This window comes from Serratia sp. JSRIV002, from assembly GCF_019968725.1.
GTDB classification, from domain to species: domain Bacteria; phylum Pseudomonadota; class Gammaproteobacteria; order Enterobacterales; family Enterobacteriaceae; genus Chania; species Chania fonticola_B.
In genome coordinates this window covers 3,459,004-3,477,611 of sequence record NZ_CP074143.1, presented here as the reverse complement: position 1 = coordinate 3,477,611, position 18,608 = coordinate 3,459,004, and the positions used below count along the sequence as shown (strand labels likewise).

Genomic DNA, 18,608 nt, shown 5'->3' with positions numbered 1-18,608 from the left:
GGTGAGAAAGAGGATAGCCCACAGGCGTTTGGTAAAAATCACGTTCAATCCCTCGAAGTTAGAATCTGGCCATTTTATCGGGGCTGTGTGAAGTGAGGATGAAGTGGTAGAGCAAAGGAGGGAGGTTGCATTGGCAGTCCTCATGCTTTAATAAAAATAATGATATTTATCAATGGGATAATAACAATTCTATCATTGTGGTTAAAGGGTACTTAAAGCAGGCCGATAGCTGTTCTATTGATGTTGTCACCTAAATAGGACGAAACCGGATGTTAGGGATCTACCGTATATCGATGAGAATGAAGCTTTTCATTGCTCTGTTTCCACTGCTACTGGCTTTATGCTGGTTTGCCGGGTCGGGTATGAAAACCCGTATCAATATCGAACGTCAGATGGATGTCATCGTTCAGCTAACGGCAATTGCGCGTGGTGCAGGGGATGTCGTGCATGAGCTGCAAAAAGAGCGTGGTATGAGCGCAGGTTACCTGGGCTCTGGCGGTGGGCAGTTTCGCGCTGAACTAGCGGATCAACGTAAACTGACCGATGCGGCTATGGCGAAATTTAGCCAACTGTTATCTAAAACCGATCGCAGCGCATTGGAAGGGATTGATACATCCGCGATTCAGTTATTTAACGACCAAACCCAGTTACTTGGCGAGGTGCGTAATAATGTCAGCAATTTACACACCGTGGCGCCACAAGCCATTGGTTTCTATACTAAGACCATCGCCCAAGTGCTGGATTTTGTCGGCGGTATTGGGCATTTGACGACATCGGGCAAAATCGGCCAAGAATTGTCAGCGTATTACAGCCTGCTTAACCTGAAAGAACAGTCGGGAATAGAGCGGGCATTACTCTCCAGCGTTTTCTCTAGCGATCGTTTTGGTGATGGGCAATTCCGCCAGTTGAGCGATGTGGTGGGAAAACAAGAGGCCTGGCTTTCTGCGACTCGTCGTTTCAGCACCGCGGAGCAGGCGGCGGCGCTTGATGGCGCATTACGTTCTACATCGGCAACTGATGCCCTAAAGTTTCGTGAGATTGCGCTCGATAAAGTCGCAACCGGTGGATTCAAGGTTAATCCTACTGATTGGTTCAAGGCTCAGACTTTGCGCATTGAAGTGCTGCGTCAACTAGAGAATCAAACCGCTGACGCGTTACAAAAGTATGCTGCAGAGTTGTCACGCACGGCACGTAGCGAATGGATGACTTTCCTGTGCATCAGCCTTCTTTCCCTGGCAGTTGCCTTGGCGATAGCCATCGTCGTTGCGCGGAGTATCCATCTGCAACTGCAAGGAACGTTGAAAACGATTGGTGAAATGGAGGGGGATTTGACCCAACGCCTTAGCGTGCCGGGTAGTGATGAGTTGTCAGCACTGAATCATGCCTATAATCAATCCATTGAAAATATTCAGCATATTGTTAAAGAGATTAAATCCGGCTCGGAGATCCTTCACCATGCTAGCAGTGATATTGCTGCTGGCAATCAGGATTTGGCGCAACGTACTGATGAACAGGCGGCATCTATCGTTGAAACTGCGGCCAGCATGGAACAAATGTCCACGGCGATCTCCCAGACTGCAGATAACGCCCGCGAAGCTGAACAACTCACGCTGGCGATGGAGCGCGATGTCATGCAGGCGAATCGCGTGGCGAATGAAGCCAGCCAGAGCATGTCGGAGATCCGTAATTCTAGCGAGCAGATTTCACGTATCGTGGCTTCTATTGACGACATTTCTTTTCAGACCAATTTATTGGCGCTCAATGCTGCGGTAGAAGCCGCTCGAGCTGGCGAGTCCGGAAGGGGATTTGCGGTGGTAGCGAGTGAGGTGCGTAACCTCTCTCAACGTTGTGCTAAAGAGGCGAGCCAGATCCGAGAGCTGATTAATCAAAATATGGAAAAAATTGCGCAAGGCGTCGCCCGGGTTTCGGCTTCCGGGATCGCGCTAAAAGCGGCAGCAGATAACTCTGGGCTGATGAAGCAATATGTTAGCGATATCGCTCAGGCCGCCAACGAACAATCATTGGGGGTGGGGCAGGTTCATCTGGCTTTGAATCAGCTTGAACAAGTCACCCAGCAAAATGCGGCTTTGGTTTCCCAAGCGGCCAGTGCCAGTCAGGTACTGGACAACCAAGCGGCAGCGATGACCCAATTAGTGAATCGGTTTATCGTATAATGTTGTTGTAAGGACGGTGGGAGTAATCCCGCCTCCTACTTGATCGTTTGCTCCGTAGCGTATTGTATTTTTCTTGAGACGTCTCCACTTTCCCGCATGCCGTTTACCGTATATTCCCAGATGTCTTTTTGCGTAAGCGGTATGTCGTTTTGTGCTGCCTGGGTGCATACTATTGCCCTCCCAAAGGCGGTGGGCAAGGCTTTGGCGCTATCTGATAATAAAAAAAGGAACGGTGATGGAAAGGCGTAAATTTCTCAAGGGTGCGGCGGCATTATCTTCTTTTGGGCTGATAAGCCCGGTCTGGTCTGAGTCGCGAAAAACGGATATCCCGGCGTCAACCTGCGTGGATAACAGAAGACGTTTTGTGATGACACAAACGTATCAATTGAAAGCGCCAGCAGGCTCAGAAGGTAAGGCCAATCTGTGGATCCCTGTCCCCCTGGACACCCCCTTCCAGCAACTGAAGCACATTTCTTTTTCTGGGAACTATCAGCAGGCCTACCTCACGGCAAATAATACCTACGCAGCCAAAACGTTGTTTGCTTCCTGGCCGGATTCCAAAGGCCCGATGGAACTGAAAGTGGAAATGCTGATTGAAACCTTGGACTGGGAACCGCTGAAGAGCAACCAACTGGCCGAATGGCACCTCCCGCAAACCGATCTGGTGTTCCCTGCAGAGATACAACCCTATCTTAACGCAACCCCACATATTCCGGTGGATGGGCTAGTGAAAGAAACGGCGTTGAAGATTATAGGCAGTGAGAAATCTCCTTTACAGCAGGCGAGGCTAATTCATGAATGGGTAAGAACCCATATGCATCGCGACGATGCGGTGATTGGCTGCGGGACCGGTGATGTGGGGCAAATCCTTAAGGCCGGCAAGCTGGGCGGGAAATGTACCGATATCAACTCCGTGTTCGTCGCGTTGTGCCGTGCCAGCGGGATCCCGGCGCGTGAGATGTTTGGTATTCGCTTGGGCGCATCCCGCAAGTTGGGGAGCTATTCTAAGAAGGCATTTGGCAGCGCTGATGAGCAAGGCGTGGCAAAAGTCAGCGGCGGGCAGCATTGCCGGGCGATGTTCTGGCTGGCAGGTTTCGGCTGGTTGCCGGCCGATCCGGCCGACGTTACTAAAATGCGTCTGGCAGAGAAAAAAGAAAACGGCGATGCCGCCGTTGAAGCCGTCAACGATTACCTGTTCGGCAACTGGGAAATGAACTGGGTTGGTTTTAACTACGCCCGTGATTTCGCGCTTTCACCAGAGGCAGAGCAGGGGGATCTCAATAACTTTGGTTACCCCTATGCTGAAGTAGATGGCGACCCGTTAAACTTCTACGATCCGGCCGAATTTAGCTATGACTATGTCTCTGTCGAACAGCGTTAAGGGCAGCATAGTGACGCTGCTGGCGGCTCTGCTTGCCGCCGCAGCATCGACACTCTGTTGCCTCGGGCCGTTGTTGTATCTGGTGTTTGGTATCTCGGCTGCCGGGCTCACGGGGATCCCGGCGCTATCCTGGTTGCAGTGGCCCATGATTATTGTGGCTATCGGATTGATGCTGCGAGGATTTTGGCGGCTTTATCTGTCGCCACGCCCGGTTTGCGTGAACGTCGTCAGCCGTCGGGTACTGATTTGGCTTTACTGGCTATCAGTACCGTTGATGTTGGCGTTGATGACCTACCCCTACGTATTACCTTGGATTTGGGAAATGATGGAATGAAAAAGCGCATTTTTCTGCTGTTGGCCCTGGTGCTCATTGCGCCACGGCTATGGGCGGAGAATCAGAAAGTCACTATTGATATCAAAGCTATGACCTGTTCGCTTTGCGTTATCTCCATCAATAAAGCGTTGCGCTCTACTGATGGGGTGATTAAGGCCAAAGCCTCACTGAAAACGCACCAGGTGGAGGTGATTGTGCCCGAGGGGTTTGATAATCAGGTATTGCTGACGGCAATTTCCCGCACCGGCTATAGCGGCGAAATCCAGAGCGTGGCGCCAGCCCCGTAGTTTTTACTCAGCATTTAGCCATTGTGATGTGCAACTAGAAAATGAAAACCCACGCAATTGCGTGGGTTTCAACGTTTTCAGCGCCGGTATTATATTCCACGACGCCATGATCCTTTCAGGTGTTAACGTCAGTCTCTTCAAGCAAAGCAGATATAAAGAACCTTAGGGCGCAACTCGGGTAACTTTCATATCCGGGTAATCAATGCATAGGCGCTTGAATTATTTAAATTTGATACTTGGCGATTTTATCCCAAGCGGCCATAAAACCGTCTACACTTTGCAGAGCAATGTTGAACGCTATCCACTTTCTCATCGTCGAGTTAACCAATTGGGTTGAAGGCTTTAATAGGGATTAACATGAAGACTAAGCAAAAACGTGTTGAAATACCTGGAGTTGAAGAGATAAAGCACAGTTTGATTAGTAAGTTGAGATACGATTTATGTTTGGAGCTTAAAGATGCCACCGCAACAGACATCTTTAATGCCCTGGCTCTGGCTCTGAGAGATTACCAGTTGGATAGCTTCTTCAATACCAAACGTTGTCAGGAGGAAGCAAGGCCTAAGCGACTCTACTATTTGTCGATGGAGTTTTTACTCGGCCAGTCGCTGCGTAATAATTTGATGAACCTGGGGTTGCTAACCAGTGCTAAACAGGCCGTGAGTGAGCTAGACTTTGATTTTGAAGAGATTATCAATCAAGAGCCGGATGCCGCACTGGGTAATGGGGGATTAGGTCGACTGGCCGCCTGTTTTATCGATTCGATGGCCACGTTGGATATTGCCGCTTCAGGCCATGGTATCAAATATGAGTATGGTCTGTTTAAACAATCCATACAGAATGGCAAGCAGGTTGAACAACCGGATGACTGGCACAGCACCCATTCTCCCTGGCTGATTGATCACCCTTCACAGCTGATGCTGATCCCTATCGGTGGTCATATCGAAGAGAGTGAAGATATTGATGGCAACTACAATCCTATGTGGATGGACTGGAAGGTCATCGTGGGTGTACCGCATGATTACTTCGTTACCGGCTATGGGGGTAATACGGTAAATAAACTGCGGTTATACAGTGCCAGCGCCTCTGATTCATTCGACGTTCATATATTTAACCGCGGTGACTATCTGCGGGCGGTAAGCCAGAAAATAGCGTCAGAAAATATTTCGAAAATACTTTACCCAGCCGATGAGATCCCGTCAGGTAAGGAATTGCGTCTGACGCAAGAGTATTTCCTGGTTGCCTGCACCTTACGCGATATTCTGCAAGAATATGCTCAGCGCTCGGACGACATCAGAGCATTGCCCGATGCGGTTGCCATCCAGTTAAATGATACCCATCCGGCTCTGACCATCGTCGAGATGATGCGTACGCTGGTGGATGAATACCGGCTGGATTGGGAAATGGCCTGGAGCATCACGCAAAAAACTTGCGCGTTTACCAACCACACGTTGATGCCGGAAGCGTTAGAAACCTGGCCTGTTGCTCTGTTTGAGAAGTTGCTGCCACGCCACCTGCAGATTATCTACGAAATCAACCATCGGTTCCTTGCCGATATAGCTCAGAAATGGCCAGACAAACCGGAGTTGCTGGCCTCACTTTCGTTGTTTGAAGAAGGGCCCGAGAAAAAAATCCGTATGGCTAATCTGGCCATCGTTGGCAGTCATAAAGTGAATGGGGTGGCTAAATTGCACTCCGAGCTGATTAAACAGCAGTTGGTTCCGCACTTTTATTTTATCACCCCGGAAAAATTCACCAACCAAACTAACGGCGTAACGCCAAGGCGCTGGATCCAGCAAGCCAACCCGAACCTGGCCGAATTTTTGTCCCGCCAGTTAGGCGCCGGTTGGGTTACCGAGCTTGATGAATTGCAACGATTGAAAAAGCTGGCCAGAGACAGTGCAGCCCTGGAGGAAATCCAGAGCATTAAACTGCATAATAAACAGGCGCTTTGCCGGCTCATCGCCACTCATCAGGGGATAAAGCTCGATCCGGCAGCCATGTTTGACAGCCAGGTAAAGCGTATCCATGAGTACAAAAGGCAATTGCTGAATATTCTGCACGTCATACACCTGTATTTGGGGATTGTTGAGTCTGGTCATGTTCTGATTCAGCCGAAGGTCCACCTGTTTTCTGGCAAGGCCGCGCCAGGCTATGCCATGGCCAAGCTGATTATTCAGTTGATTAATGAAGTGGCAAGGACGGTTAATCACGATCCGCGAACCAAAGGGCAGCTCAACGTGGTGTTCCTGGAGGATTATAAGGTCTCGTTGGCCGAACATATTATTCCTGCCACCGATCTTTCAGAACAGATCTCAACGGCTGGCACCGAAGCGTCAGGCACCAGTAACATGAAGTTTGCCATGAACGGGGCGTTGACCATCGGTACCATGGACGGCGCCAATATTGAAATCCGTGACGCGGTGGGGGCCGATAATTTTTATCTGTTTGGTGCCGATGCGGCTGAAATCAACACCCATCGGCAGGCGGGGTCCCATAATCAGGTCTACCAGGATGATCCGGCAATCAGAGAGGCCGTCGATGCCTTGGTATCAGGCCGCTTCAATCTGGACAAGTCGCTGTTTAAGCCGATTTACCGCATGCTGACAGAGGGCGATCACTACTGCCATTTGCTGGATTTTGACAGCTATCGTCAGGCCCAGCATCAGGCACTACATGATTTTTCCCAACCCCAGTTGTGGCACCAGCGGACGCTGTTGAACATTGCTGGCATGGGGGGCTTTTCAAGCGATCGCACTATCAAGGGGTATGCCAACGAAATCTGGGGGATCCCTTGTTAAGGGGATCGCAATAGATCTGGCCTCGGTCAGGGTGATTTCAACCTGAGTTGAACATGGGATCATGACGTATGGAACCGCTTACCCTCGGTCAGCCTTCGGAGACACAGCCAGTGAGCGTGCTGATTGTAGACGATTCAAAAAGCTATCGGCATCTGATGGCGGCAGCCTTGACGAAATGGGGATTTAACGTCTGTGAGGCTGAAGATGGTCGGCAGGCATTGCAAAAGTTGAACCAACGGTCAATCCATATCGTCATCAGCGACTGGGAAATGCCCGTGATGGACGGAGTCGCCCTGTGCCAGGCTATCCGCAGTGGCGATTTCGGCCATTACGTTTATGTCATTCTAGTCACGGCCCGCCAGTCTTTGGACGATCTGGTGACGGGAATGGAATCGGGTGCCGATGACTTTTTATCGAAACCGGTGAATCAAAGCCAACTTCGTGCCAGGCTACACGCGGCAGAACGCGTGTTGACGCTCGAAAGCACGCTGGCAGCGCGTAATGAAAAGCTCACTTATGCTTATCAACAAATAGAGTCGGACCTGCAGGTGGCAGCCAAGCTGCAGCATAGTTTCCTGCCTGCCCATAACCTGTTATTGGCTGGGTTCGAGTTTGACTGGATGTTTTTACCTTCGGCATATGTGTCGGGGGATCTATTAAACTATTTCCCGCTGGGGGAGTACCACATCGCTTTCTTTAGCGTAGACGTTGCCGGGCATGGCGTGAGCGCCGCCATGTTGTCACTGGCGGTTCTACGTGAGTTTATGGCGGGCCGAATCAGTAGTCATTTGTTATTGGAACTCTCGGCAGAGGGGGAAAGGACTCCTGTGGCACCGCACCGCGTAGTAGGGGAGTTGAATCAGCGTTTTTGCCTGGATAATGAGCAGGTCACCAGTTATTACACGCTGATTTATGGTGTCATTGATACCCGTAACGGCAAGGGGACTCTCTGCCAGGCTGGGCATCCGACGCCGTTTATCATCCGCGCAGACGGAGATAGGGTTTGCGTTGGGGACGGAGGTATGCCCGTGGGGCTGTTTGAGGAAGCCGAATATCAGGACAGTGATTTTAACCTCGACATCGGGGATCGGCTCTATCTTTACAGCGATGGCATCATTGAATGTGAGAGTCACAGTCAGGAACTCTACGGCGACCAACGCTTACAGACATTACTAAGCGAAAACCGGCATTTGGCTAAGAACCAACTGTTTGCCAGGGTGGAAAATGCCTTGAACGCCTGGCGCTGCCATGAACCTTTGCAAAAACCGCACGCAAGGCTGATGCAGTCCTTTGCTGATGATATCTCGCTGATGGCTGTGGAACGTATCGGTGTAGCAACGTTTACCAGGCCAGAACAACTATGACATTGTGAAAAAGGAATCGTTATGAACTTTGAGATCCAGTCTGAGAGTGGCGTAGAAATCATTGCTCCTCTGGTCCGTCGCCTTGATGCGTCAGTGGCCGCGGTGTTCAAGCAGGAAGTATTGTCTTTTATTCAGCAGGGTAAAAACAGCATCCTGCTGGACTTCAGCCATGTCGAGTTTATCGACAGTAGCTGCCTCGGCGCACTGGTTTCTATTCTCAAGACATTAAGTGGCCGCGGCGATCTGGCGCTCTGCGCCTTGAACAGCAACATTCAGAATATGTTCAAGCTCACGCGGATGGATCGGATTTTCATCATCGGCAGCGATCGCGCTGCGGCATTGAAGCTTATGCTGGGTTGAATCTGGCCTTGCGCTGAGGGAATGTCATATGACAAGTGCCAACACTACGCTGTGTTTACCGGCATCATTGGACAGCCTCGCGAAGCTGAGCAACGAGCTGCATGACTTTGTTGCACCGTTTTCGCTGGATCCCGCGCTGGTTTATCAGCTTGATTTGGCCTCCAGTGAAGCCTTTAGCAATATTGTCAGACATGCGGTGAATTATGATGATACGCAGAGCATCGTTATTACCTTGGTCAATGATGGTCATCGCCTGACACTCACTTTCTCGGATCCTGGTTTGCCGATCCCAGAGAACATTTTACAGCAATGGCGACAGCCTTCAGACCTGGCTCCAGACCCTCTCAATCAAACCAGTTGGCCGGAAGGCGGGATGGGCTTGATATTGATTCAAGCCATAATGGATCAGGTGCAGTATGAAACGGCTAATGGCCGCAATAGGTTGACGTTGACTAAGAACCTGTCGTAGGACGGAGGTATCAGGCTTCCTTTGCCGCTGCGAGGGAGGTCCGCAACCGCTGGCATAATTCATCCACGCCGCGATATTGAGCCGTGATTTCAGGCCAATCGGCTATTGCCGCAGCCTGCTCAATATTGCCTAACCTGCTTTCCAGGGGCTGGCAAACAAAGTGCAGGCACTCTCCTTTTAGCCGATGGGCGCTGCGCCGGATGGCTGCAAAATCTTGTCTCTCTATGGCGTCATGTAGCGCACTGGTCAAGGAGGGGAGTTCTCCCAGGAAGATCGCCACCAACTCGTTAAATAAGGCTTGGTCGTCGCCTAACTGCGTCAGCGATTGTGCATAATCGAAGATCTCGTCTTCTGGGCGTGGTTGAGCCGCATTCAGGGTCCGTTCGAGCTCGCTGGCAAGATTATCCAACAGAATGGGTTTGCTGATATAGCCGTCGAATCCTTGGGCCAGGCATCTTTCACGATCGCCTTTCATCGCATGTGCGGTCATGGCAATGATTGGTATGTGTTGGCCTGGTTGCTGTTGTTCGCCAGCTCGAAGGTGTTGTACCGCTTCGAGCCCATCCATTTCGGGCATTTGCAGGTCCATCAAAACCAGGTCGTATTGATCCTGCTGTAACTTTTGCAACGCCAATTTACCGTTGCCCACTACGTCGCAGGTATGACCCAATTTACGGATAAAGTTGATCGCCAATTGTTGATTAATAAGATTATCCTCCGCCACCAGAATGTGTATCCCAACCCCTGTAACCCTTACTGGTGCTTCCAGCACGGGCTCAGGATTGGCCATTTCTTGCGGAATAAAGCTGGCTATGATGGCCTCTAGTAACTCGTTGGCATCGATAGGTTTGGTTAAAAAGCTTGAAACGCCCACTTTACGCAATACGCCTGTGTCTATCCGATTTCCCATTGAACTGAGCATGATCAATTTACTTTGGCGAAGCTCCGGCGTTGACCTGATCTCCAGGGCTAGTGCCATGCCATCCATTTCCGGCATTTGCGAATCCAGCAGGATCAGCGGAAAGCGCTGGCCAGTGGCCATTAGCTCCAGTGCGGCCTGGCCAGAGTTGACCGTTTGTGGCTTGAGACCAACGTTGCGCAGCATGTCAAACAGCAACCTTTGGTTGGTTTCGTTATCATCCACCACTAATACGCTCATCCCATTCAACCGGGCCGGCAACGTTATTGTCGTACGGGCTGACGAGGGAGTAACAGGTAAGGAAAAATAGAAGTGGCTGCCGTGGCCAGGCTGGCTGGAAACCTGCAGTTTGCCGCCCATCATGGCAACCAGACGGGCTGAAATGGTTAATCCTAACCCTGTGCCGCCGTATTTGCGGGTGGTTGAACTGTCTGCCTGACTGAAAGATTCGAAAATAACCGCCTGTTTATCTTCGGCAATACCGATCCCGGTGTCGATAATACTGAATGTCAGCATCTTCGGGGTGGAGAGTGAAGGGGCGATCTGTAAAACCACTTCACCGGTATGGGTAAACTTGAGGGCATTACCAATCAGATTGGTCACGATCTGTCGTAAACGCAGGGCGTCACTATGCAGAATGGTCGGTACCTCAGGATGAATGTCTACCAGTAGCTCAATTCCCTTTTCGGAAAATTTGGGCATCAAAGGGCGGGTAATTTCATGGATTAGCTGGCGCAGGGAAAAGTCCTCAAACTCCAGGCTGACTTTCCCCGCCTCTATTTTCGAAAAGTCGAGAATATCATCGATGATTTTCAACAGGGCGCGAGCCGAGGAGTACACCATATTGATGTAATCACGTTGTTCTTTATTCAGATTGGTTTCGAGACACAATTGAGACATGCCCAGGATCCCATTCATTGGCGTGCGGATTTCATGGCTCATATTGGCCAGGAATTCACTCTTGGCCTGGTTCGCGGCGTGGGCTAATGCAACGGCCTGCTGGGACGAGGCCTCTGCTTCCTTGCGCTCGGTGATATCCTGTAAAGTCCCAATGACTCGCTGCACTTCCCCTTTGATACTGACACTGATGATTTGCCCCTGGATCAGTACCCAGTGTTCGTCACCATTACTGTGTTTGACACGCACTTCACAGTCAAAAACGGGTAATACCGCCTTGTTGGCTTGATGAAGGCAACGTAGGACCAGCGGTAAGTCATCAGGATGAATGACCTGTTGCCAAAGCGATGAGGAAAACTCCCCATTCTCACGATTAACCCCTAGCAGTAATTTCAAGGCATCGTTAACCTGCCACAGATCCTGGGTACATTCCCAATCCCAGATGCCGATACGTGAGTTTTCTGCCGCCAGAATAAAGTTACTATTTGGGACAGAGCTGCTATTGGCGTGCATTTTTATTGCCTTGCACTGCATCATGGTGCAACTCTGCCTGCCGCCGCATAAACTCCAACCCTGGGGCCATAAAAATTGCCCATGCGGTCAGGACTTCTTCATCGCATAACGGATCGAGATCGCGTACCGTTTGCAAAACGGCTCGCCGCCAATAGGCAAAAACAGACGCGGGCAGATTCAAACCCTGGGAACTCTGTTCCCGCGCCACGTGCTCCAGATAGTCGGCCACGATATGGCTAGTGGCAACAGAAAGCATATAAAAAAAGGATTTGTAGATAATTTTTTGTTGCGCTTGCTGATGCTCGGGTGTGGGCTGAATTTTCAGCCCCTGCGTGCTTTCAACGAATAATTGGTAGAAATGAGAGAAAAACAGGTCGCCCTGATCTTTGGCGGTGATCCGATCGTAACTGCTATTGAACAACGCTTCATAGTTGGTACTCACGGCATGCTCTCTTTTCGCTAGTTACCCGATAGTTGGTATGGCACCGTTATCCTATAAGGGAGGGCCAGGGAAGGTGATGACTTCTCGTGTAGAGAGCAAGTCGTTTTCATTAAATCAGTCTAGTTAACGCTTGGGGAAGCGCAAGGATAGGTGGTTATGGCGCATGGTTTTTTGGCTATGAGCGGGGGGCGTTCTGCGTGGATATGCCTGCTCTCAACATGGTAGATAGAGTGAAAATCACAAAAAAATCCACGCGAGGCGTGGATTTTAAGTGTCTTACTTAGTCTTCATGGATCATACTGAGATGAGTGACATCATTTAGACGTTAAACAAGAAGTTCATCACATCGCCATCTTTAACGACGTAGTCTTTCCCTTCTGAACGCATCTTGCCGGCCTCTTTGGCACCTTGCTCACCCTTGTAGGTGATAAAGTCTTCAAAGGCGATGGTCTGCGCACGGATAAAGCCTTTTTCAAAGTCGGTATGGATTTTACCGGCCGCTTGCGGAGCAGTAGCGCCAACTGGGATGGTCCAGGCACGCACTTCCTTCACGCCAGCAGTGAAGTAGGTTTGCAGATTGAGCAATTCATAACCTGCGCGGATCACGCGGTTCAGACCTGGTTCTTCCAGACCCAACTCAGCCATAAATTCAGCGCGGTCTTCATCTTCCAGCTCTGCGATGTCAGATTCGACAGCGGCGCAAACCGCTACCACCACGGAACCTTCTTCGGCAGCAATCTTGCGTACAACATCCAGATACGGGTTGTTCTCAAAACCGTCTTCGTTAACGTTGGCAATGTACATGGTTGGCTTCAGGGTCAGGAAGCTCAGGTAGCGGATCGCGGCTTTATCTTCAGCAGTCAGATCCAGCGCACGCAGCATACCGGCGTTTTCCAACTGCGGCAGGCATTTTTCCAGTGCGGCCAATTCGGCTTTTGCGTCTTTATCGCCGCCTTTGGCTTTCTTCTGCACACGGTGAATGGCGCGTTCGCAGGTATCAAGGTCGGACAGCGCCAACTCGGTGTTGATGACGTCGATATCGTCTGCCGGATCCACTTTGTTATTCACGTGAATGATGTTGTCATTTTCAAAGCAACGCACCACGTGGCCGATGGCTTCCGTTTCACGGATGTTGGTCAGGAACTGGTTACCCAGGCCTTCGCCTTTGGAAGCCCCTTTTACCAGCCCTGCGATATCAACGAATTCCATGGTGGTGGGCAGAATGCGTTGTGGTTTGACGATCTCAGCCAGTTGATCCAGACGTGCATCGGGCATCGGTACCACGCCGGTATTAGGTTCAATGGTGCAGAACGGGAAGTTGGCCGCTTCGATACCCGCTTTGGTCAACGCATTGAACAGGGTGGATTTGCCAACGTTAGGCAGACCGACGATACCGCATTTGAATCCCATGTTTATATCACCTTAAATATCTTGACTATCAACAGGTTAACATTAGCCTGCTGCATAAAGGACGAAATTATCCCGCCATTATACACGTAATGGGCAGTTATCTCGATCTGCCCGTTGCTGGCGCTATCACCTGAGGTGTTCCTTACGGCTGCTAACGCCCGGGTCGGCTCAATTCAACGTCGGTAGAGGTGTTCTGTAGGCAAGGTACAGATCCAGGTTGAATACATCTGGCAAAAGGACATAGAACGCTAATAGCGGAGATTATTCTGGCTATTTGTTATCAGATATTTAGTAATATAAGTGAGTTAATGTTTTATTTTAAATGCATGTTTAGCCACAAAGGCACTTTTTGCATAGGGTTATTCTGAGGCTTGCTGTTCCTCATCTAATGTATGACCTGGCAACATATCATAATAAAAGCTGGCGGATTACAGCGGGTAAAGAGTTACAGAACGTTAAACCTCAAGTTGTAACTTGTCTTATGGTGGGCTATCTATATAGGCTGGGAAATCCATTAATTTTAAGCTGAACCTCGTATGAAATATGATTATTATTTGTTCGCGCTGTCGATTTATAACCGTTTTTTTCAATAAGCAATTATCCTATTGTCATGTTTTTATTGTTGTTTTTTATTTTTTGAATATTTCTTTGTATTAAGCCTGAATAGTTAATATATTTAATATATAACTGATGCTGATTTTGAATATATAAGATTTATCTGCTTAAATTCAAAGAATTATCCTATACAGTAAGTAAGATATTGCCTCTAATACCTAAGTAATATCTTAATTATATTGAGGTATGCCGAGAGGGTTAACGATAAATTTAACTATAAGTATTGTTGGGCGTATTTTTTTAAGATATTATCCGCGTATTATTTGCTGTGCTATTTGAATTCAAGGAGGAATTTATTCCATGAATGGGATTGATGTGCTTTCCGCACCGATTTTATTATTACTTTCAGTTATTTCTTTTATTATTCATTTCAGGAACGAGCGGAGGAAGAGCCTGATTGAGCGGCCTTTTTTTGGTGGAAATGCGGATTTGAAAAAGAAAACTACGCCGGATGTGGTTGATGTTGTTGTGCAAAACAGCGTGCAACCATGCTGTACCCGCAAACTGTGCCGCTATTGCCCGATAAGTAGTAGGCCAAGCAAGTGATAGTCACATTACTTGGCCTAACCGCTTAGCTAGTCGCTTTAAATGCATGCAAACGATTCATGGCTTTAGTCATACCTTCCTTCAGCAAGATCTCCGTGCAACGTAGCGACTCATCGATGGCATCATCAATCAGCGTTTGCTCTGCTGCTGGCGGCTTACCCAGCACAAAGCCTACCACCTTGTTTTTATCACCTGGGTGGCCGATGCCAATACGCAAGCGATAAAAGTTCGGGTTATTGCCCAGCTTGCTCTGGATATCCTTCAGGCCATTGTGACCACCGTTGCTGCCACCTAATTTGAGTTTCGCCACTCCCGGTGGCAGATCCAACTCGTCGTGGGCTACCAGGATCTCCTCCGGCAGAATCCGGTAGAAGGTAGCCAAGGCGCCAACGGCTTTACCACTCAGGTTCATAAAGGTAGTAGGAACCAACAGCCGAACGTCGTTACCGGCCAAATTCAGGCGTGCGGTGTAACCGAAGAACTTACTCTCTTCCTTCAACGGCTGGTTGTAGCGTTGCGCCAGTAGGTCAACATACCATGCACCGGCATTGTGCCGTGTCTGGGCATACTCAGCGCCCGGGTTGGCCAGGCCAACAATCAGTTTGATACTGCTCACAAGAGATTCACTATGCTAGAAAAATGGAAAGGGCGTGCCCGTTGCCTTCCAGGTTGCAATCGCCTGAGGTTTCACAGCGGCACAGCTCGAAATTTATAGGCCGTTAGTGTACCTGCCTGCGTGCAGAATGACAAAAATCTGGCGTCGCCCCCGTGAATAGCTGAAAAGTGAATAATACATTAGTAAAATAATTCAGTTATCTCGCTAACTTTTAACATAAAGTAAAGAATTGTCAGCCTTTAGTTGCCATTTGTGATCGGTCACGCAATACCCATGCTGAAATAATGACTATACTTAACTAATCAAAGTGGGATAACGAGTTAGGATTTTCCCGCTATTGGCACATGGCACTCTGGAGGTGGCATATGAAACGTAAAAACGCTGAGGTCATTGGCAACGTTTTAATGGGAATGGGTATGGTGGTAATGGTTGGCGGGGTGGGATACTCCATCCTGGCTGAAGTATCACAGTTCAATTTGCCGCAGCTCTTTGCCCACGGCGCCATCATGAGTATCTTTATCGGCGCCTTGTTATGGCTGGCCGGTGCACGTATTGGTGGGCGCGAGCGGGTAGCAGATCGTTATTGGTGGGTAAAACACTTTGACAAACGCTGCCAAGACAACCCGCGCCGCCCCTCGCATTGATTAACCACAACCAGGGATCTGGCGTACAAAGGCAAGGGAGCTTGGCCGTATAAGGTTTAAGGTTATGTCCCACATCCCGTAAAAAACCCGTTGTTGCTCACGCTTCAACGGGTTTTTCGTTTTCTGAGATGTTCACCCGAACAACCTGGCGCAGTGGAGGTGAACCGCGCCAGAGAAGGGATTAATGTTCGAACATCGCGGAAATTGACTCTTCATTGCTGATACGGCGGATAGCTTCAGCCAACATACCGGACAAGGTCAGAGTACGCACGTTTTTCAACGCCTTGATTTCTGCTGACAGCGGAATAGTGTCACAGACGATCACTTCATCAATCACCGAGTTCCTGATGTTATCCACGGCGTTACCGGAGAAGATCGGGTGCGTGGCGTAGGCAAATACGCGCTTGGCACCGCGTTCTTTCAACGCTTCGGCTGCTTTACACAAGGTACCACCGGTATCGATCATGTCATCGACCAGTACGCAGTCACGGCCTGCCACGTCCCCGATAATATGCATCACCTGAGAAACGTTTGCGCGAGGGCGACGTTTATCAATGATGGCCATGTCGGTATCGTTAAGCAGTTTGGCGATCGCGCGGGCGCGCACGACACCACCGATATCTGGGGAAACCACGATCGGGTTTTCCAGGTTCTGTTGCAACATGTCTTCCAGCAGGATCGGGCTTCCGAATACGTTATCTACCGGGACATCGAAGAAACCTTGGATCTGCTCGGCATGCAGATCGACTGTCAATACGCGGTCAACCCCTACGCTGGAGAGGAAGTCGGCAACAACTTTGGCAGTGATTGGCACACGCGCAGAACGCACGCGGCGATCCTGGCGGGCATAGCCGAAGTAAGGAATTACAGCAGTAATACGACCTGCGGAGGCGCGACGCAGGGCATCAACCATAACAACCAGTTCCATCAGGTTGTCGTTGGTGGGGGCACAGGTGGACTGGATGATGAAAATATCACCGCCGCGTACATTTTCGTTGATTTGCACGCTCACTTCGCCGTCGCTAAAACGACCTACAGCGGCGTCACCAAGGCTGGTGTACAAACGGTTGGCAATACGTTGTGCTAGTTCCGGGGTGGCGTTACCAGCAAAAAGCTTCATATCAGGCACGAGAAGAACCTCAGCATGCGTCCAGAGAAGATATTGTCATACGGTCTTCGCCAAGGGGCAGTTGGCGATGCCGACGCAATATACATACGGGTGTGTAAAACTAACTTGAACTGCAGAGCAGCGCAGAGATGACAGGGCCAGGTAGAAGACCCTGCGCAACGACACGTTGAGCTACGGCTCAAACTGCCCGGAACGGATGCGATGTAGTGGTGAGACGTTAACGCCACGCGCTACAAATCCACGCAACCAGGCCGGGGCTTGATTTAACACCTGAAGAGCGGCGGGCTCGGAGTCGAATTCTGCAAACACACAAGCACCTGTGCCAGTCAGGCGTGACGGCGCGTATTGTAACAGCCATGAAAGAAGCTGTTCAACCTCGCGAAAACGTTTTCTTGCGATCGGTTCGCAATCATTTGCGTAAGGTGCCTGTAATAGGGCGTTCAGGGGGCGAACCGGGGTGTCTCTTTTTAATTCGGCATCGGCAAAAATCACTGGAGTGGGGATGCTGACACCGGGATGAGCGACCAAATACCACTTTTCTACCGGATTTGCCGGCTGTAACTGCTCACCAATCCCTTCGGCAAATGCCGCATGGCCGCGCACAAAAACCGGGACATCGGCACCGAGGGTTAGCCCCATATCGGCCAACTGGTCGTCGCTCAGGCCACATTGCCAAAGTTCATTCAGCGCGACCAGTACCGTTGCCGCGTTGGAAGAGCCGCCGCCAAGGCCGCCACCCATCGGCAAACGCTTGTCGATGCTGATGTCAGCCCCACGGGGAAGGGTGGCAATGGAATGGGTAGTGCAATGTTGCTGTAACAGACGAGCGGCCCGAACAATCAGGTTCTGCTCATCTGGCACCCCTTCTACGGGCGTTAGCAGCTGGATCTGGTCATCCTGGCGGGGAACGATGGTGAGCGTATCGCCGTAATCCAGAAACTGGAACAACGTTTGCAACTGATGGTAGCCGTCTGCACGACGGCCGGTGATATAGAGAAACAGGTTCAGCTTTGCCGGGGAAGGCCATTGGTGGATCATCACTTGAGCGTCCAGTTATCCATTTTCAGCTTGATGCGTTGATCGCCCTGTTGCAGCTCAAGGCGGCTCGGTAACGGGATTTTCAGATCGGTGTTGTAGTCCTGATAGGTGACAACCCAGGTCAGATCGCCCTGTTTGTAGGTCAGCTTGTTCAGGCGGTACTGGGAGTCCAGGCTGAAGTCGGTGGCTTGTCCTGGCAGGCCAAGCATCCACTGGCGCAGGTTATCCAGCGGGATCTGCATGCCGGTCAGCTTGCGGATCATCTCTTCCGGGTTGTCGCTGACATAGCGTTTGCCCTGGTTATCCGTTAGCTGCACTACGCTTTTTTGCACGTTAAGTTCAAGCTCGGTGCTGCCAAGCGGATTGGTCAGCAGCAGGCGGTAGCGGTCGGGCGTGTATTGTTGCCAGAAGAAGCGAGCATAGACTTTCTTCTGATCGGTAAGGTAAGCGAAAGCGCCCCGGGTCTGATATTGCTCAAGCTGTTGCACCGCTTGCTCATGAGCGAGCCACTGCGGAGACGTCGGGCTGGTGGCCGGGCCAGGCTTGGTGAGGGTACAGGCCGTCAGCACCAGGCTGGCTAATGGGATCAGGCGAAGCAAACTAACTTTGCGGATAGGCATAACGTTTTGTTGTCCTTTTGTCCTTGCGGGGCAGTGCGGGTTAGCATTTCT

Annotated in this window: 17 protein-coding genes; 10 read left to right on the top strand and 7 right to left on the bottom strand. The window is 50.3% G+C overall.

The window, feature by feature from the left end:
- Window positions 1–269: 269 nt before the first annotated feature.
- The 8 genes from KGP26_RS16340 to KGP26_RS16305 all read left to right on the top strand — a co-directional run bounded on the left by KGP26_RS16340 (window position 270) and on the right by KGP26_RS16305 (window position 9,168).
- A complete protein-coding gene (locus tag KGP26_RS16340) occupies window positions 270–2,174 on the top strand; it encodes a methyl-accepting chemotaxis protein (RefSeq protein ID WP_218519248.1) in 1,905 nt (634 codons plus the stop codon).
- Between the two features lie 235 nt (window positions 2,175–2,409).
- Window positions 2,410–3,555, top strand: coding sequence for a transglutaminase-like domain-containing protein (locus KGP26_RS16335; protein ID WP_371822639.1), 1,146 nt, complete (start codon window positions 2,410–2,412; stop codon window positions 3,553–3,555).
- Window positions 3,527–3,889 carry a mercuric transporter MerT family protein gene (locus KGP26_RS16330; RefSeq protein WP_115157993.1) on the top strand — a complete coding sequence of 121 codons (363 nt, stop codon included), beginning with the start codon at window positions 3,527–3,529 and terminating at the stop codon, window positions 3,887–3,889. Before KGP26_RS16335 ends, KGP26_RS16330 begins: the two co-directional genes overlap by 29 nt.
- Entirely contained in the window at window positions 3,886–4,176 is a 291-nt protein-coding gene (locus KGP26_RS16325) for a heavy-metal-associated domain-containing protein (protein ID WP_223664284.1), read from the top strand. Before KGP26_RS16330 ends, KGP26_RS16325 begins: the two co-directional genes overlap by 4 nt.
- Window positions 4,177–4,533: 357 nt before the next feature.
- Window positions 4,534–6,975 (top strand): glycogen/starch/alpha-glucan phosphorylase, encoded by a 2,442-nt coding sequence (locus KGP26_RS16320; protein ID WP_223664282.1) that lies wholly within the window; start codon window positions 4,534–4,536, stop codon window positions 6,973–6,975.
- A 68-nt stretch (window positions 6,976–7,043) separates the two neighbouring features.
- Window positions 7,044–8,339, top strand: coding sequence for a PP2C family protein-serine/threonine phosphatase (locus KGP26_RS16315; RefSeq protein ID WP_059201023.1), 1,296 nt, complete (start codon window positions 7,044–7,046; stop codon window positions 8,337–8,339).
- 21 nt (window positions 8,340–8,360) lie between these two features.
- A complete protein-coding gene (locus KGP26_RS16310) occupies window positions 8,361–8,699 on the top strand; it encodes an STAS domain-containing protein (RefSeq protein WP_021806707.1) in 339 nt (112 codons plus the stop codon).
- A gap of 28 nt (window positions 8,700–8,727) precedes the next feature.
- The gene (locus KGP26_RS16305; protein WP_094981383.1) at window positions 8,728–9,168 is read left to right on the top strand and encodes an ATP-binding protein; all 441 of its coding nucleotides are present in this window, start codon (window positions 8,728–8,730) and stop codon (window positions 9,166–9,168) included.
- A gap of 10 nt (window positions 9,169–9,178) precedes the next feature.
- Here the strand turns inward: KGP26_RS16305 and KGP26_RS16300 are convergent, their stop codons facing one another.
- The 3 genes from KGP26_RS16300 to ychF form a co-directional block, all read right to left on the bottom strand.
- A complete protein-coding gene (locus tag KGP26_RS16300; RefSeq protein ID WP_223664281.1) occupies window positions 9,179–11,497 on the bottom strand; it encodes a PAS domain-containing hybrid sensor histidine kinase/response regulator in 2,319 nt (772 codons plus the stop codon).
- Window positions 11,484–11,939 carry a hypothetical protein gene (locus KGP26_RS16295; RefSeq protein ID WP_021806704.1) on the bottom strand — a complete coding sequence of 152 codons (456 nt, stop codon included), beginning with the start codon at window positions 11,937–11,939 and terminating at the stop codon, window positions 11,484–11,486. Before KGP26_RS16295 ends, KGP26_RS16300 begins: the two co-directional genes overlap by 14 nt.
- A 318-nt stretch (window positions 11,940–12,257) precedes the next feature.
- Window positions 12,258–13,349, bottom strand: coding sequence for a redox-regulated ATPase YchF (ychF, locus tag KGP26_RS16290; protein WP_021181096.1), 1,092 nt, complete (start codon window positions 13,347–13,349; stop codon window positions 12,258–12,260).
- Window positions 13,350–14,264: 915 nt separating this feature from the next.
- On the opposite strand from ychF, the gene KGP26_RS16285 reads away from it, so the two are divergent.
- Window positions 14,265–14,510, top strand: a complete 246-nt coding sequence (locus KGP26_RS16285) for a hypothetical protein (protein WP_021806703.1) — start codon at window positions 14,265–14,267, stop codon at window positions 14,508–14,510.
- Between the two features lie 25 nt (window positions 14,511–14,535).
- Here KGP26_RS16285 and pth read toward each other — a convergent pair whose 3' ends face one another.
- Window positions 14,536–15,126, bottom strand: coding sequence for an aminoacyl-tRNA hydrolase (pth, locus tag KGP26_RS16280; RefSeq protein ID WP_059201020.1), 591 nt, complete (start codon window positions 15,124–15,126; stop codon window positions 14,536–14,538).
- 365 nt (window positions 15,127–15,491) lie between these two features.
- Between pth and ychH the strand changes: the two genes are divergently transcribed.
- A complete protein-coding gene (gene ychH, locus KGP26_RS16275; protein WP_021806701.1) occupies window positions 15,492–15,770 on the top strand; it encodes a stress-induced protein YchH in 279 nt (92 codons plus the stop codon).
- 181 nt (window positions 15,771–15,951) lie between these two features.
- On the opposite strand, the gene prs is transcribed toward ychH, so the two are convergent.
- From prs to lolB, 3 genes are all read right to left on the bottom strand, one after another.
- Window positions 15,952–16,899 carry a ribose-phosphate diphosphokinase gene (prs, locus tag KGP26_RS16270; RefSeq protein ID WP_002211240.1) on the bottom strand — a complete coding sequence of 316 codons (948 nt, stop codon included), beginning with the start codon at window positions 16,897–16,899 and terminating at the stop codon, window positions 15,952–15,954.
- A 171-nt stretch (window positions 16,900–17,070) separates the two neighbouring features.
- On the bottom strand, window positions 17,071–17,937 hold the full coding sequence (gene ispE / locus KGP26_RS16265) for a 4-(cytidine 5'-diphospho)-2-C-methyl-D-erythritol kinase (protein WP_021806700.1): 867 nt from the start codon (window positions 17,935–17,937) through the stop codon (window positions 17,071–17,073).
- A complete protein-coding gene (lolB, locus tag KGP26_RS16260; protein WP_021181100.1) occupies window positions 17,937–18,557 on the bottom strand; it encodes a lipoprotein insertase outer membrane protein LolB in 621 nt (206 codons plus the stop codon). The genes ispE and lolB overlap by 1 nt, the downstream gene beginning before the upstream one ends.
- Between the last annotated feature and the right edge of the window lie 51 nt (window positions 18,558–18,608).